Raw genomic sequence first — 13,766 nt, 5'->3', positions numbered from 1 at the left:
GGCGTCACGACAGGCGGCGTGGTCGGCACCGCGGTTGCGGGAGGGCTCGGATTGCTGCTGCCGCCTCCTCCTCCGCCGCAACCCGAGACCATGACCGATACAGCCATCGCGATCACCGACAATGAATATCCGGCAGACAGTTCCTTGTTCATAACATCCTCAGAATATTTGCTTCTATCATTGGCCAGGCAGGCCATCCGTTTACTGTATTAACGGACGTCGTCTGACTTTCTTGAACGGCAAATCACGAGTTTGTCGGGACTGTCTCCCTACATTTTGATTCTAAAAGTACTGGCTCAAATGGCCACGCCTCTCATCACCAACCCGACCCAGTGCGAGGTCGATTCGTCGACCCCCGGCGCATTTTTCCTGGCGCCGCCGGCCTTGCCAAGCGATGAGTTGTAAACCAGCTTGTTTGCACGCCGCGTCAGCCTTTGCTTGATGCGCCCGGTCTGCTTGTCGCCGTACGCCACGATCTCGTGGAACATGGACTTCAGCAATGGATCGTCGTACATGTCTTGCTCCAGCTGGCGCCAGACGTCACACTCGTTCCAGCGCCTGAAGCGCATATACGTGGTATTCCATTTGCCGAACTCGGCGGGCAAGCTGCGCCAGATGGATTTATTGCTGATAATCCAAAGCACGGCATCGATAAACAAGCGGTTGTCCCGGCCCTTGGCGCCAGGATCGCCCTGCTTGCCTATCAACAAAGGCTCCAGTTTTTGCCATTGGCTATCTCGAAGTTTCATCTTTAATTTCCTGTCGTTGCCTAACCTGTCTTCACTTCAGACAAGTTCAGCGGAGTCAAACAAAGCCATGTCTGCGCTGCACATGAGTTTTTCTATATCGATCAGAATCAGCATGCGCTGTCCTACCGTACCCAGGCCGCTGAGATACTCCGCCGACAAGGCAGCGCCAAATTCAGGAGGCGGCTTTATTTCGTCCCTGCCCAAAGTCAGCACATCGGATACGCCGTCCACCAATATGCCGACCACACGCTCGGCGATATTCAGGATGATCACGACGGTCTGGTGGTTGTACTGGATATTTTCGAGACGAAACTTGATGCGCAGGTCGACGATAGGCACGATGATGCCACGCAGGTTGGTCACGCCCTTGATGAACTCGGGCGCATGGGCAATCCGCGTCACCGCTTCGTAGTCGCGGATTTCCTGCACTTTCAATATATCGATCCCATACTCTTCGCTGCCCAGCGTGAACACCAGGAATTTCTGTCCTTCCGACTCATCCTGTCCTGTCAGAAGCTTATTGCGATCATTGTCCATTTCATTCCTCTTCTTTCAAGATTTCCTAAGCGGCGGCCAGCAGCGGCGCTTTTTCACGGCCGGCGCGTTGCAGCGCGCCGACATCGACAATCAGGGCAACGCTGCCGTCGCCGAGAATGGTGGCGGCGGAAATGCCCGGGACTTTGCGATAGTTGGTTTCCAGGTTCTTCACCACCACCTGATGCTGCCCGACCAGCTGGTCCACCAGCAAAGCGAAACGTTTTCCCTCGCCGTGCAAAATCACCACGATGCCTTGGGTAGGATCGGTGCGTGCGTCGGCCACGCTGAATACGCGATGCAATTCCGTCAATGGCAGATATTCGCCACGCACGTGCAGCACCTGTTCTTCATTGCTCACCGAATGGATGTCCGCGGCGCGCGGCTGCAACGATTCGATCACGTAATTCAGGGGCAGGATGTAGACTTCATTGCCGACCTTGACCGACATGCCGTCCAGGATCGCCAGCGTCAGCGGCAATACGATCCTGGTGGTCGTGCCATTGCCCTGGCGCGATGCGATTTCGACATGGCCGCCCATTTCCTGGATATTGCGCTTGACCACATCCATGCCGACACCCCGCCCCGAAACATCGGTGATTTTTTCAGCGGTGGAAAAACCGGGAGCAAAAATCAGCTGCCAGACTTCGTCGTCGCTGATCGTGTCGCTGAGGACCATGCCTTGCTGTATCGCTTTGGCCAGGATCTTTTCCCGATTCAGGCCGGCGCCGTCGTCGCTGACTTCAATCACGATATTGCCGCCCTGGTGCTGGGCCGACAACAGCAGCTCGCCGACCGGGTCCTTGCCGGCGGCGATGCGCTGCTCGGGCTTTTCGATGCCGTGGTCCAGGCTGTTGCGCACCAGATGGGTCAAGGGATCGATGATGCGTTCGATCAGGCTCTTGTCGAGTTCCGTGGCTTTGCCGAAAGTCACCAGCTGCACCTGCTTGCCAAGCTTGTCGGTCAGGTCTCTGACCAGGCGCGGAAAGCGGCTGAATACGTAATCCATCTGCATCATGCGGATCGACATCACCGATTCCTGCAAATCGCGCGCATTGCGTTCAAGCTGCCCCATGCCGTTCAGCAGGCGCTCATGCAGCACCGGATCCAGCGTCGCCGCGGTCTGCGCCAGCATCGACTGGGTGATCACCAGCTCTCCTACCAGGTTGATGATCTGGTCGACCTTTTCCACATCGACGCGGATCGAGCTGGATTCCTTGGCTGCCGCAGGTGTGGCGGGAATGGCTGCAGCGGCGACGGCCTTCGGCAGCGCCGCGGCTGTCGCGATCGCAATCACTTTCGCCGGTTCTGCAGCTACTGCAGCCACTGGCTCGGCTGCCGGCTGCGCCGCCGCTTCCTGCACGATGTCAATCTGGTCGATGTCGATGATGAAACAGCACACGGCGATGATGTCGTCCGCTTCGCAGCTGGTTTCCAGCCACAAGGTCAGGCTGTCCTCGCCTTGCGTCTGCGCCACCACCTCGCCCAGATTTTCCAGTTCCGCACTCAGCAGCTTGCGGTCGCTTTCGGAGATCCTGGAAAAACGCACCCGCAGCTGCGAGCCGCCGGCAACAGCGGGCAATGGCGCAGCCACCGGTGCCGACGCAGGCACCGCAGCCTTGCCGCCAACACCGGCGTTTTCCTCCTGCGCCAGTTGTTGCAACACCGCGCAAATCCGCGCGACCATGTCGGGATCGGGTTCAGCGCCGGCCCGGTAAGCACTTATCTGTTCTTGTAGCACGTCTTTGGTTTCCAAAAAGGCGTCGATCATTTCCTTGCGCAGTCGTATTTCCTGATGACGGGCACGGTCCAGTAAATTTTCCAAAAGATGCGTGGTATCGGTCAGCGCAACAAAACCGAAGGTGGCGGCGCCGCCCTTGATCGAATGGGCGGCGCGGAATATGGCGTTCAGATGTTCGCTGTCGGGTGCGTCCATATCCAGCCCCAGCAGCAATTGCTCCATCTCAGCCAGCAGTTCGTCCGCTTCTTCAAAGAAGGTCTGGTAAAACTCGGTAATATCCATATCGTTCGTGATCTCCTTACTGCGTGCTCTGATTGTCGGCTTGGCGTTATTCGGTATCCAGCAAGCTGGCGACCACTTCCAGCAAGGTTGCAGGTTCTATCGGCTTCCTCAGCCAGCCACTGGCGCCGGCGGCGCGCGCGTCGGCTTTTTCGGCATCGCTGGCCTCGGTGGTGAGCACCAGGATCGGCGTCTCGGCGTGATTTTCCATCTGCCGCAATTCTCGAATCAGCTGGTGGCCGCCCATGGCCGGCATATTCCAGTCGGTCAGCACCAGGTCGACCGCTGCAACCCGGGCCTGCTGCATGGCCGCTTCGCCGTCCGCCGCCAGCAGGACCTGGTAGTCGCCGTCGGCCAGGGCCGCTGCAATCAGCTTGCGCATGACGGCTGAGTCATCCACCACCAATATTGTCCTAGTCCTCATATGGCCTCTGTGTCATGGCTGCGCCGCCGCGGGAGACTTGGGCGCGCTGTCGCGCAGCTGGCTGGCGCTGTCCTTCTGTCCGTCGAGCTTGATGCCGGCATTGCTGCCGCTGCTGTTTTCCTGTTCGATCTGCGCCTGCGCGCGCCGGTTCAGCACCACGATGCTGATGCGCCGGTTGATTGGATCGAGCGGGTCGGCCTTGTTCAAATCCATGGTCGACGCCACCCCCATCACGCGCAGCACCTTTTGTTCCGTCATGCCGCCGCCGATCAGTTCGCGGCGCGATGCATTCGCTCTGTCGGCCGACAACTCCCAGTTGCTGTAATACTTGGAACCCAACACATAAGGAGTCGCATCGGTATGCCCGGCCAGGGTGATCTTGTTCGGCAATTCATTGAGCACCGGTCCGATCTCGCGCAGGATGGTGCTCATGTAGGGCTGCACCTTGGCGCTGGACAGGTCGAACATCGGCCGGTTGCGGTTATCGACGATCTGGATCCGCAATCCTTCGCTGGTGATGTCGATCAGCAGCTGCGGCCGGAACTGCTTGAGCACCGGGTTCGCATCGATTACCTGCTCCAGCCGTTTCTTCAGCGATTTCAGCCGTTCGGCATCGGCGGTATCGGGATTGCTGCGCTTGTCGTCGCCGTCCACCTGGGTAAAATCGGTGCCGCCGCCGGGAATCACGCTGCTGCTGGTGCTGCTTTTTTCACCACCGCTGATGGCGACCTTGAGCGGCATCTTGAAATACTCGGCAATGCCCTCCCGCTGCTTGGGAGAGGAAATCGACAGCAGCCACATCACCAGGAAAAACGCCATCATCGCCGTCATGAAATCGGCGTAGGCGATCTTCCAGCTGCCGCCATGCGCCTGATGCTTGGCGGCGCTTATCCGCCTGACGACAATCCGCTGCTTGACCTTGCTCATGCCGCCTCCGCCCCAGGCCGGCGAACACTATCGGCTTTTGACTTGGCGCACATGGTCATCCAGCTCCGTGAACGAAGGGCGTTCGGTCGAGTACAGCACCTTGCGGCCGAATTCCACCGCCAGCTGCGGCGCATAGCCGTTCAGGTTGGCCAGTAGGGTGACCTTGATGCACTGGTACACCTTCACCGATTCCGCCACCTGGTGTTCGATCAGCGTCGCCAGCGGCGACACGAATCCATAAGCCAGCAAGATCCCCAGGAAAGTGCCTACCATCGCATGCGCAATCAGCTCGCCCATTTCCGACGGCGGCAGGTTGGCCGACGCCAGCGCATGCACCACGCCCATCACCGCCGCCACGATGCCGAACGCAGGCAAGGCGTCGCCGACCTTGGCCAGGCTGTGCGCTGGCACTTCAGCTTCGTGCTTGTAGGTTTCTATTTCATGATCCATCAGCGATTCGATTTCAAACGCATCCATGTTGCCGCTGACAATCAGGCGCAGGTAGTCGGTAAGGAATTCGATCACGCGCGGGTCGTGCTGCACCAGCGGATACTGGACGAAGATGGGGCTGTTCAAGGGATCGTCGATATCCGCTTCCAGCGCCAGCATGCCGTCTTTGCGAGCCTTCGCCAGCAATACGTAGAGCAGGGCCATCAGCTCCATGTACAAGGCTTTGTCGTGCTTGGAACTGCGCAGCAGTTTCGGCAGTTCCCTGACGGTGGCCATGATGGCCTTGCCATCGTTGCCGACCACAAAAGCGCCGACCCCGGCGCCGCCGATCATCAGCAATTCGACCGGCTGGAACAGCACGCCGAGATGACCGCCCATCATGGCATAACCGCCAAACACAGAAGCTATAACGACGATATAGCCAACAAAAACTAGCACTTTTGATTCCCCTTGAAATAAACCTTATGCGGCCGTAGCCAACGCTGTCGCCGCCAAGCTCAGGCCAGGCCGCCTTTGGCAAGCCCCGCAAGCCGCCGTACCGGAGGCAGCGGCATATATTCGCGCCCTTGGACAAGATCGGTTCCGGAGGCAACCGGGGAACTCAGCTTGCGCGTCTTGCCGGCGCGCGACGGCGGCCGGCACAAGACGCAGACGAAACCGTTCTGCAGGTCATGGGCATGGGCGACGAAGTGGCCGTTGCAGCGACTGCAGGTACTTAGCTGCAGCATGCCGCTGTCGAAGAAACGCGTCAGCGTCCAGGCCCGCGTAAAGTCGAGCACCGGCTTGCCGCCTTGGCGCTCAACCTGCTCCAGGTAGAGCCGGTAGCTCTTGACCACCGCAACGATCTGCTGGCCGTCGCCATGCGCCAGCATGAAACGGTAGATGTTGTAGAACATCGACGAATGGATATTCGACAGCCAGGTCATGAACCAGTCGGTGGAAAACGGCAGCAATCCCTTGGGTGGTGAAATGCCTTTGATTTCCTTGTACAGCTTGATCAGGCGGTCGCGGCTCAAGGAGGTTTCCGATTCCAGAAACTGCAGGCGCGCGCCGAGTTTGATCAGGTCGATGGCGAGCTGGATTTCCTGGGCTTCCAGGATCACGCTTTTGTTAGTAGCCATGGTTGCCGGCCTCGCAGATGAAAGCCGTTGCGGCGCAAGAATCAGGCCGCTTCATCGGATGCCTTCCAGCGGTTGTCCGGCCAGCAGGATGGACGCATGCGCCTGTTGCAAGGCATGGTCTTTGTCGGTATGCGTCAAAGATGAAAGAATCGCGTGGTCGTCGAACCGGAAACGGCACAACAAGAGGCTGGATGCGGCCAACTTCACCACCTGCGACAAAGAGAGGTTGCCGAGCAGCTCGGCCAGTTCACGGCTCAATCCCATACGAAACATGGCTGTCGCTTTATCCTCGCGCAACAGACGTTGTGCCAGCAGCAGATAAGACAGGTTGACTTCGCTTATCTCGTTTACAAATCCATTACTGTCCATGCTTTCCCCCAGACTGAAACTACTTATGAATGTTTACGGCAATTGGTGAGCAATCTTTTAGTTTTTGTCTTGTCCGCTGCTTCTAGGCAATTATGAAATGTTTCAAAAAAGAAAATAAGTCGGTAAGGTTCTCGATATGGATGAAATATTTGGCTGAATCGATGTAGGCATTGTTCCTACGTCAGCACCGCATTGCACGGCAGCCAGGGAAAAGCGATGAAGAAAGGGAGCGCTACAACGGCTTTGCCAGCGGCATCGCACGGCTTGCGTTGAGCTGTAAAGCCAGCCGTTCCAGCGCATTTTGCAAACGGCTGTAAGCGTCTTCCATAGACTCAGACGGGTTATTGCGCGATTGGTTCTCGATTTCTGCCGCGGCTTGCGAAATTTCTTTCAGCTGCAGTACCGCGGCGGCGCCGCGCAAGCCATGCGCGATGCTCGCTGTCTCCGCCCATCGCTGGTTTTTTATGCTGAGCTTGAGGCTGGCCAGCTGCAGGTAACCGAATTGCAGCAGGTCCGTCAGCAAATCGTCGGGCGCGGCAGGTGTTACGGTCGGCATTTTTTGCGCAACTATCGGCGCCAGCGTTTGCCGCAGCTGCGCGCGGCTGATGGGCTTGGTCAGGATGGCGGTGCAATCCAGGCCTCTCGATTCACGTTGCAGGTAGTCGAGCGACATGCCGCTGTACAGGATCATCGGGATCGCCGGCAAGGCTGATGTGTCGGCTTCCCAGCGCCTGACCCGGTGCAGCAGTTCGACGCCGGTCATGTCTTCCAGCACATAGTCGGTGATGACCGCCACCGGCCTGGTATGCGTCAGCCACAGCAAGGCTTCGGCGCCGGTGGCGACCAGTTCGCTCTGCCAGCCTTCCGCCGCCAGCTGCGCCTGCAGCATGCGGCGGTTGATGGGATGGTCTTCAACCACAAGAATTAACGCGGAACGCATCGTCGCCTCCTAGACAAGGAGAAGATATCCTGTTTTGGCGTTGACCATGGGGAGCGGCAAGCCGGCAGGAAATGCGCCGGCTGCAATATCGGCCGCAGTCTCGGGCATAGCCGCGCCAGGTCCAGGCGCCATAACAGCATCATCGGCACCCAGTGTAGCAAACCCGCGATCCGCCATGGATGGGACGCGCTCAGCGCGCATTCAGCGGAATGCTGAGATTGACCACGGTGCCGACGCCCACCTCGGAATCGATGCGGATGCTGCCGCGGATCAGGTCGGTAAACTCCTTGGCCAGCGACAAACCCAAGCCCAAGCCACGGCTGCGGCCGGCGCGCACCGATTCTGCCTGGTAGAAATATTCGAACAGATGTTTCAGCTCGCCTTTAGAGATACCGGGGCCGGTATCGAGCACCCTGATCTTGAGCTTGTCCCTGAAGGTAGTGACTTCTATCGTGACGCCGCCGGTGACGGTGAATTTGACGGCGTTATCCAGCATGTTGTTGAGTATCTGCGACAACCTGACGCGATCGCACAGGAAATTGCCGGGCAAATCCGGCGCCAGCCGCATCTGGAAACTCAGGCCCTTCTTGTCGGCATTGATTCTGTGCATGGAGCCGACGTATTCGAAATAGCTCAGCGTATCGATATTCTCGTGAAATATCACGACCCTGCCCGCTTCGATGCGCGCCAGGTCAAACAAGGTGTTCAGCAAGCCATGCAGGTAGATCGCGCTCTGGTGGATCAGGTCGCCGAACTCGCGGCTCTGCGGATCGCTGCTGGTGTCCCGCACCAGCTCGGAATAACCGTGGACGCCGCTCAAGGGTGTGCGCAGCTCATGCACCACCGTCGCCAGGAAACGCGATTTGCGCTTGTTGGCATCGCTGGCGCGGCGGCGCAAGGCATCGTATTTGCGCACCACTTCGTATTGCCGCTTGATGGTGCGATAGGCCAGGCTCATCAACAGCAGGATCAGCAGAGTCGGCACGCAGGCGTACATGATATATCCCAGCAGCTTGGGGCTTTCCTGTCCCGGCAACGGCTCGGGGTCGGGCAGTTTCACCGACAGCAGCAGCGGATAAGGCTCCAGCTTGCGCGACACCCACGAATGCTGGTCGTCAAGCGCCTTCTGGTCGGCGAAAGGCTGGCTCTTGCTCAGTTCGCTGTCGTCCAGCTCCATCACCGTTTCATCGATCCGGCGCAAGATCATTCGTTCGTTGGCCGGCGGTCCGTCGGCGGCAATGCCGTCGCTGCCGACCACCTGCCGCTCGCCGGCGCGGATCCGGTCCAGGCTCGCATACAAGGCCGGCAGGCGGTCTACCGTGAATTCCAGCTCGACGATGCCGGCAAAATCTCCTTTGGAAGAAAAGATGCGGCGCGCCATATGCATCACCCATTGGCCGCTGCCAGGCAATTTGCGCGGACGGGCAAAGCGCAAGGTGTCGTCCAGGTGGTCGCGCTGGGCGACATACAGTTCGTTGCCGCTCCAGTCGGCGGCCGCCGCCGGCTTGGTCGATGCAAGCAGGCGCCCGCCCTGGTCCACGATGTTGAGCTGGGTATATAAACCGCCGAATATCTTTGTATAGCGCAGCAGGTCGATTTTTCCGTCGGCTATCTGGAAATCGTCGCGCACCAGCCGCAGCAAGCGGTCGCGTTCGTCAATCGAACGCAGCAGCCGCTGGGTAAAGTCGCGCACCACGATGGTGTGGCTGAGCTGTATGGTTTTGACATCGCGCTCGTAATCGGAACCGATCTGGTAACCGGCATACAGCCAGACGTAGCCGATGACCAGGATCGCAGTTACTGTAATCGCGTAGACAAGGCGCATGAAACGCGAGCCGCAGAAAATGCTGTCCGTCTTTGAAGCGGCTAGCAGGCGGCGCCAGGCAGAGGTAAATCTTTGCATTACGATGGGCATACAATCTATTGGAAACTGTGACAGATATTACCGCCACAATACGCGAAGCCCGCCGGCGACCAGGGTACGGCGCCGGCGCAACTTGAACGTATCCGCTATTATCCAGCATCGTAGAACGCCGTCACCTGTCAATTTGTGCTAACCAGGACAGGCCGGCCGCCGGCATGATGCTCTTCTGGCATGTCCGGCAATGCCGCAGCTTCGGTAAAATCTTGTCTTTCCTGCACGCCCGGATAGGCTTGCCCGGCCTCCTCCGCCAGCTGAAAGATGCTGACCGCCTGCAGCAATTCCCCAGCCTGCTCCTGCAAGCTGTGCGCGGCGGCGGCGGCCTGCTCCACCAGCGCGGCATTCTGCTGCGTGGCCTGGTCCATTTGTCCCACCGCCTGGTTGACCTGGTCGATGCCGCTGCTCTGCTGCTCGCTGGCAGCGGCGATTTCGGCCATGATGTCGACCACGCGCCGGATCGACGCGACAATCTCGCTCATCGCGGCGCCGGCCGCGTCGACCTGCCTGCCGCCGGCGTCCACCTTGTCGACCGAGGCGCCGATCAAGACCTTGATGTCCTTGGCGGCGAGCGCCGAACGCTGCGCCAGGTTGCGCACCTCGGCAGCCACTACCGCAAAACCCCGCCCCTGTTCGCCGGCCCGCGCCGCTTCCACCGCGGCGTTCAGCGCCAATATGTTGGTCTGGAATGCAATGCCGTCGATGACGCCGATGATGTCGCTGATCTGGTGCGAGCTGGCCCTGATCAGCGCCATGGTGGCAACCACCTCGGACACCATCTGGCCGCCGCTCAACGCCATCGACGCGGCATTTTCAGCCAGCTGGTTGGCTTGCCGCGCATTGTCGGCGTTTTGCCTGACGGTTGAAGTCAGTTGCTCCATCGACGCCGCGGTCTGCTCCAGGCTGGCGGCCTGCTCTTCGGTGCGGCTAGACAGGTCCTGGTTGCCGGCGGCGATCTGGCGCGAGGCGGTGACGATGCTTTCGGTGCCGTTGCGCACCCGGCTGACCGTGTCGCGCAAGGCAAGGATCATCTCCTTGATGCCCTGCAGCAGCTGCCCGGTTTCATCCTTGCCCTTGACCTCGATGCTGGCGCTCAGGTCGCCTTGCGCCACCCGCTGCGCCACGGCGACTGCCGCGTGCAGCGGCTTGACGATGCCGCCGGTCAGGCGCCAGGCAAACGCCGCGCCGAGCAGGATCGCCAGGGCGCCGAATGTCACCAGCAGGTTGCGGCCGGAGCGATAGTTGGCGGCGATATCCAGCGCGGCGTCATCGATTGCCTGGCGTTGTCCATCGACGAACTTCTGCAGCTTGCCCAGGTACTCCTTGCGCGCCGGGTCCAGGTCCTTCTCTATCATGGCCGCCGCGCTTTCGGCGCTGCCGTACTGGCGTGTGGTCAGCACGGTATCCCGCATTTCGATATAGGCGGCGCGCGCCGCGGCGATCTCTCCCAAGGCTTGCCGGCCCTGGTCGTCGGACAATCCATGCAACTTGGTTTGCAATTCCGATGCGCGCTCGGATGTCGCGCTCATTTCCGATTGGAGTATTTTCTGGGTTTTACTGTCATCGCTGCGCACCACCGCCATCGTGCGCACGGCATTGACTGCCACCGCATCCTGCCATTCCGCCGCCAGCCGTTCCCGCACCAGAAATTGCGACACCATGGTGTCGACCGCGGCGCCGGTCTGCTGCAAACGCCAGATGCCTATCCCTGTAATGGCTACCACCAGCAGCAATATGGCTGTAAATCCGACGCCCAGCCGGACTCCTATTCTTGTATTTGTAAAATTCATGTCCCCTCCATGTTCAGCGGTCCGGCGGCCCTGGCGGTCAGGCGCTCAGGCTGTCAGCTTGTTGATCAGGCCGATCTCATCGCTGGACATCAGCTTGTCGATATCCAGCAGGATCAGCATGCGGTCGTCGAGCGTGCCAAGGCCGATCAGGTAATCGGTGTTGAGCACCGTGCCCATTTCCGGCGCCGGCTTGATCTGCTGGCTCGACAGGGTGATGACATCGGACACGCCATCGACCACCATGCCTACCGTGCGCTGGCCAAGATGGAGGATGACGACCACGGTAAACTGGTCATAGCTCGAGGCCGCCAGGTTGAACTTGATGCGCATGTCGATGATGGGCGTGATCACCCCGCGCAGGTTGACCACGCCTTTCAGGAAATCGGGCGCGTTGGCGATCTGGGTGACATTGTCGTAGCCGCGCAGCTCCTGCACTTTAAGGATATCGATGCCGTACTCCTCCTTGCCCAAGGTGAAAGTCAGGAATTCCTGGCCGGCGACCTCACGCTGGACAGTGGAACGGCGTATCTGGGTCGGCGTTTGAGCGGCAAGCGTCATGGACTTGATCCTTGAGAATTGAAATGCACCTGTCGCGCCGGATGGAAAAAATCCGGCTTGCACAGCACTTTGGTGACTCAATATAAACAGGAGCAAGCGCTATCGATATAGCGAAAAGGACTTGAAACAGCCCTCTATTCGAGCAAACCGTGCTCGATGGCGTAGCGGGTCAGTTCGGCATTGGTGCGCACGCCCATTTTCTCGAACACACGGGAACGATAGACGCTGACGGTCTTGGGGCTGATGGAGAGGTTTTTTGCAATCTCGGTGCGGGTCTGGCCCGAGGCGATCATGCGCACTGTCTGGAATTCGCGGTTGGACAATTGTTCGTGCGGCATCAGGTCATCTTCTTCAATGACGTGGTTGGCCAATGATTCCGCCAGGCCCTTGCTGATGTACTTGCGGCCGCGCGCAACCACCCGCACCGCTTCCACCAGTTCATCCGGCGCGCCATCCTTGGTCAGGTAGGAAGCCGCGCCGGCCTTCAAGGCGCGCACCGCAAACTGTTCCGGGCCATGGCTGCTCAATACCATGATGCGCAGCATGGGTTCGCGCTTCTTGAGCAGATGCAGGATTTCGATGCCGTCCTTGCCCGGCATCGATATATCCAGCAGCAGGACATCGCATGGCTGTTCCCTCAGGATATCGGTGATGCCGTTGTAGTCGCTGGCTTCGCCGATCACGACGATGCCCGGGCTGGCGTTCAGGATGTGCTGCAGCCCGCGCCTGACAATACGATGATCATCAGCGATCAATACCCGAATCGGTGATGCAACTTTCATTTCCATGACTCTTTGAACAATCTCATTTCACAACCGAGGACTGTGCATTATCGATCTGCGGCCAGGTCCGCACAATACGGGAGCGCGACTATATCAATAATATGCACACATTTTGCTCCGGTGCAGATGAGCGATATTAAATAATCAATATCTGCATGCACTATCGCGACATTCACGCAGGCGCCGACCGCTCCTGCTCATTTTCCAAGCTGTATACCCAGGCCAGCAACTCGGCTACCGCCAGATAAAGCTGCGGAGGCACCTGCTGGTCGAGGTCGACGTGCATCAGCAGCTTCACCAGGTCGGGTGACGCATGCACATACAAGCCGTGCTCGCGCGCCTTTTGCATGATGGCCTCGGCCACGGCGCCGTAACCTTTTGCCACCACCAGCGGCGCCTGGTCCTGATGCGCGTGTGATAACGCTACCACGCTTTTACGGCCTGAGCCCTCAGTTTCCACTGCTGCCCGCCTGCTTGCCGTTGCTGGCTGCCGGTACCGCGCCAGTTTGCCGCGCTGTCCTGCAGACAAAAAACATTACTCTAATACAATTATTTGTTTTTGTTGTCATTTTTTGTATCCAATGGATTATCCAAGCCGGCTTGTGGCAATTGCGCCACTTGCAAACCGCTCAAATGCAGGCCGGCCGCAGAAAATCGCTGCAGCAGTTGCGCGCTGCCGGCCTGCATGAAACCGAGCGTGGCCGCCTCGGCCGCGCCCAGCTCGGCGCGCCAGCCATGGTTCGCCAGGCTCAGGCGAAATTCGATGCGGCCGAGCCGGGGCAAGGTCATGCTGAGGGAGGTACTCCAGTTGCGCGGCGCGCTGTCGTCCGGCTGGCGCCGCCCCTGCTCCGTAATTTCCCATTCCATGCCGGCGTCCGGCCAGGCTTCGCCGCTCCAGCGGAATTGCGACAGCGCCAACAGCTCAAGCTGCTGGCGCACCAGAGGGATCGCTTCGGCAGCGATGCTGGCCGTGGCATGGCTGGCAGAAGGGAGAGGAGCGGCGGCAGCGTCTGCATCTGCCGCCGCCGGCGACAGGACCAGCTGCGCCTGCGGCTCGTGCTGCAGCTCGGCCAGCGAGCGCTCACCGGTGAAAAATTGCAATAGATGGGATTCGTAAAACAGGCCGCTGCCGGCAACGCTGCGCGCCAGGGCAGCCGCCAGTTGCTGTGGTTCCGGTCCCGATA

15 protein-coding genes are annotated in these 13,766 nt (G+C 59.4%); all 15 read right to left on the bottom strand.

Annotated elements, in window-relative coordinates; genetic code table 11:
• Positions 1–296: 296 nt before the first annotated feature.
• Positions 297–749 carry a transposase gene (locus tag JWQ61_RS02660; protein ID WP_304359146.1) on the bottom strand — a complete coding sequence of 151 codons (453 nt, stop codon included), beginning with the start codon at positions 747–749 and terminating at the stop codon, positions 297–299.
• Between the two features lie 36 nt (positions 750–785).
• On the bottom strand, positions 786–1,286 hold the full coding sequence (locus JWQ61_RS02655; RefSeq protein ID WP_014004971.1) for a chemotaxis protein CheW: 501 nt from the start codon (positions 1,284–1,286) through the stop codon (positions 786–788).
• A 25-nt stretch (positions 1,287–1,311) separates the two neighbouring features.
• The gene (gene cheA / locus JWQ61_RS02650) at positions 1,312–3,306 is read right to left on the bottom strand and encodes a chemotaxis protein CheA (RefSeq protein WP_304359145.1); all 1,995 of its coding nucleotides are present in this window, start codon (positions 3,304–3,306) and stop codon (positions 1,312–1,314) included.
• Positions 3,307–3,352: 46 nt separating this feature from the next.
• Positions 3,353–3,727 carry a response regulator gene (locus tag JWQ61_RS02645; protein ID WP_304359144.1) on the bottom strand — a complete coding sequence of 125 codons (375 nt, stop codon included), beginning with the start codon at positions 3,725–3,727 and terminating at the stop codon, positions 3,353–3,355.
• A 12-nt stretch (positions 3,728–3,739) separates the two neighbouring features.
• Positions 3,740–4,654: a flagellar motor protein MotB gene (gene motB / locus JWQ61_RS02640; RefSeq protein WP_304359143.1), complete on the bottom strand. Its 915-nt coding sequence runs from the start codon at positions 4,652–4,654 to the stop codon at positions 3,740–3,742.
• Positions 4,655–4,681: 27 nt separating this feature from the next.
• Positions 4,682–5,542, bottom strand: coding sequence for a flagellar motor stator protein MotA (motA, locus tag JWQ61_RS02635; RefSeq protein WP_014004967.1), 861 nt, complete (start codon positions 5,540–5,542; stop codon positions 4,682–4,684).
• Positions 5,543–5,601: 59 nt separating this feature from the next.
• Positions 5,602–6,225 (bottom strand): flagellar transcriptional regulator FlhC, encoded by a 624-nt coding sequence (flhC, locus tag JWQ61_RS02630; RefSeq protein WP_304359142.1) that lies wholly within the window; start codon positions 6,223–6,225, stop codon positions 5,602–5,604.
• A gap of 51 nt (positions 6,226–6,276) precedes the next feature.
• Positions 6,277–6,594: a flagellar transcriptional regulator FlhD gene (flhD, locus tag JWQ61_RS02625; RefSeq protein WP_014004965.1), complete on the bottom strand. Its 318-nt coding sequence runs from the start codon at positions 6,592–6,594 to the stop codon at positions 6,277–6,279.
• Positions 6,595–6,826: 232 nt separating this feature from the next.
• A complete protein-coding gene (locus JWQ61_RS02620; RefSeq protein WP_304359141.1) occupies positions 6,827–7,534 on the bottom strand; it encodes a response regulator in 708 nt (235 codons plus the stop codon).
• 190 nt (positions 7,535–7,724) lie between these two features.
• A complete protein-coding gene (locus JWQ61_RS02615; protein ID WP_304359140.1) occupies positions 7,725–9,359 on the bottom strand; it encodes an ATP-binding protein in 1,635 nt (544 codons plus the stop codon).
• A gap of 218 nt (positions 9,360–9,577) precedes the next feature.
• On the bottom strand, positions 9,578–11,242 hold the full coding sequence (locus tag JWQ61_RS02610) for a methyl-accepting chemotaxis protein (RefSeq protein ID WP_304359139.1): 1,665 nt from the start codon (positions 11,240–11,242) through the stop codon (positions 9,578–9,580).
• A 45-nt stretch (positions 11,243–11,287) separates the two neighbouring features.
• Positions 11,288–11,800: a chemotaxis protein CheW gene (locus JWQ61_RS02605; RefSeq protein WP_304359138.1), complete on the bottom strand. Its 513-nt coding sequence runs from the start codon at positions 11,798–11,800 to the stop codon at positions 11,288–11,290.
• A gap of 134 nt (positions 11,801–11,934) precedes the next feature.
• Complete coding sequence (locus tag JWQ61_RS02600; RefSeq protein WP_304359137.1) at positions 11,935–12,582, bottom strand: response regulator transcription factor; 648 nt, start codon at positions 12,580–12,582, stop codon at positions 11,935–11,937.
• Between the two features lie 172 nt (positions 12,583–12,754).
• Positions 12,755–13,042, bottom strand: a complete 288-nt coding sequence (locus JWQ61_RS02595; RefSeq protein ID WP_304359136.1) for an EscU/YscU/HrcU family type III secretion system export apparatus switch protein — start codon at positions 13,040–13,042, stop codon at positions 12,755–12,757.
• A gap of 89 nt (positions 13,043–13,131) precedes the next feature.
• Positions 13,132–13,766 (bottom strand): flagellar hook-length control protein FliK (locus JWQ61_RS02590; protein WP_304359135.1); only part of this gene is annotated, 635 nt, incomplete at its 5' end.

This window comes from Collimonas fungivorans (assembly GCF_028292705.1).
Taxonomy (GTDB): Bacteria; Pseudomonadota; Gammaproteobacteria; order Burkholderiales; family Burkholderiaceae_D; genus Collimonas; species Collimonas fungivorans_B.
The sequence above is the reverse complement of the archived record's forward strand: the minus strand, read 5'-3'. Positions and strand labels throughout refer to the sequence as shown.

What these genes read in the sequence shown, in the direction of transcription:
- motB (WP_304359143.1), bottom strand. Translation starts at nt 4,654, where the DNA reads ATGAGCAAGGTCAAGCAGCGGATTGTCGTCAGGCGGATAAGCGCCGCC.
- JWQ61_RS02610 (WP_304359139.1), bottom strand. Translation starts at nt 11,242, where the DNA reads ATGAATTTTACAAATACAAGAATAGGAGTCCGGCTGGGCGTCGGATTT.
- JWQ61_RS02645 (WP_304359144.1), bottom strand. Translation starts at nt 3,727, where the DNA reads ATGAGGACTAGGACAATATTGGTGGTGGATGACTCAGCCGTCATGCGC.
- JWQ61_RS02660 (WP_304359146.1), bottom strand. Translation starts at nt 749, where the DNA reads ATGAAACTTCGAGATAGCCAATGGCAAAAACTGGAGCCTTTGTTGATA.
- JWQ61_RS02620 (WP_304359141.1), bottom strand. Translation starts at nt 7,534, where the DNA reads ATGCGTTCCGCGTTAATTCTTGTGGTTGAAGACCATCCCATCAACCGC.
- JWQ61_RS02615 (WP_304359140.1), bottom strand. Translation starts at nt 9,359, where the DNA reads ATGCGCCTTGTCTACGCGATTACAGTAACTGCGATCCTGGTCATCGGC.
- flhC (WP_304359142.1), bottom strand. Translation starts at nt 6,225, where the DNA reads ATGGCTACTAACAAAAGCGTGATCCTGGAAGCCCAGGAAATCCAGCTC.
- flhD (WP_014004965.1), bottom strand. Translation starts at nt 6,594, where the DNA reads ATGGACAGTAATGGATTTGTAAACGAGATAAGCGAAGTCAACCTGTCT.
- JWQ61_RS02655 (WP_014004971.1), bottom strand. Translation starts at nt 1,286, where the DNA reads ATGGACAATGATCGCAATAAGCTTCTGACAGGACAGGATGAGTCGGAA.
- cheA (WP_304359145.1), bottom strand. Translation starts at nt 3,306, where the DNA reads ATGGATATTACCGAGTTTTACCAGACCTTCTTTGAAGAAGCGGACGAA.
- JWQ61_RS02600 (WP_304359137.1), bottom strand. Translation starts at nt 12,582, where the DNA reads ATGAAAGTTGCATCACCGATTCGGGTATTGATCGCTGATGATCATCGT.
- JWQ61_RS02605 (WP_304359138.1), bottom strand. Translation starts at nt 11,800, where the DNA reads ATGACGCTTGCCGCTCAAACGCCGACCCAGATACGCCGTTCCACTGTC.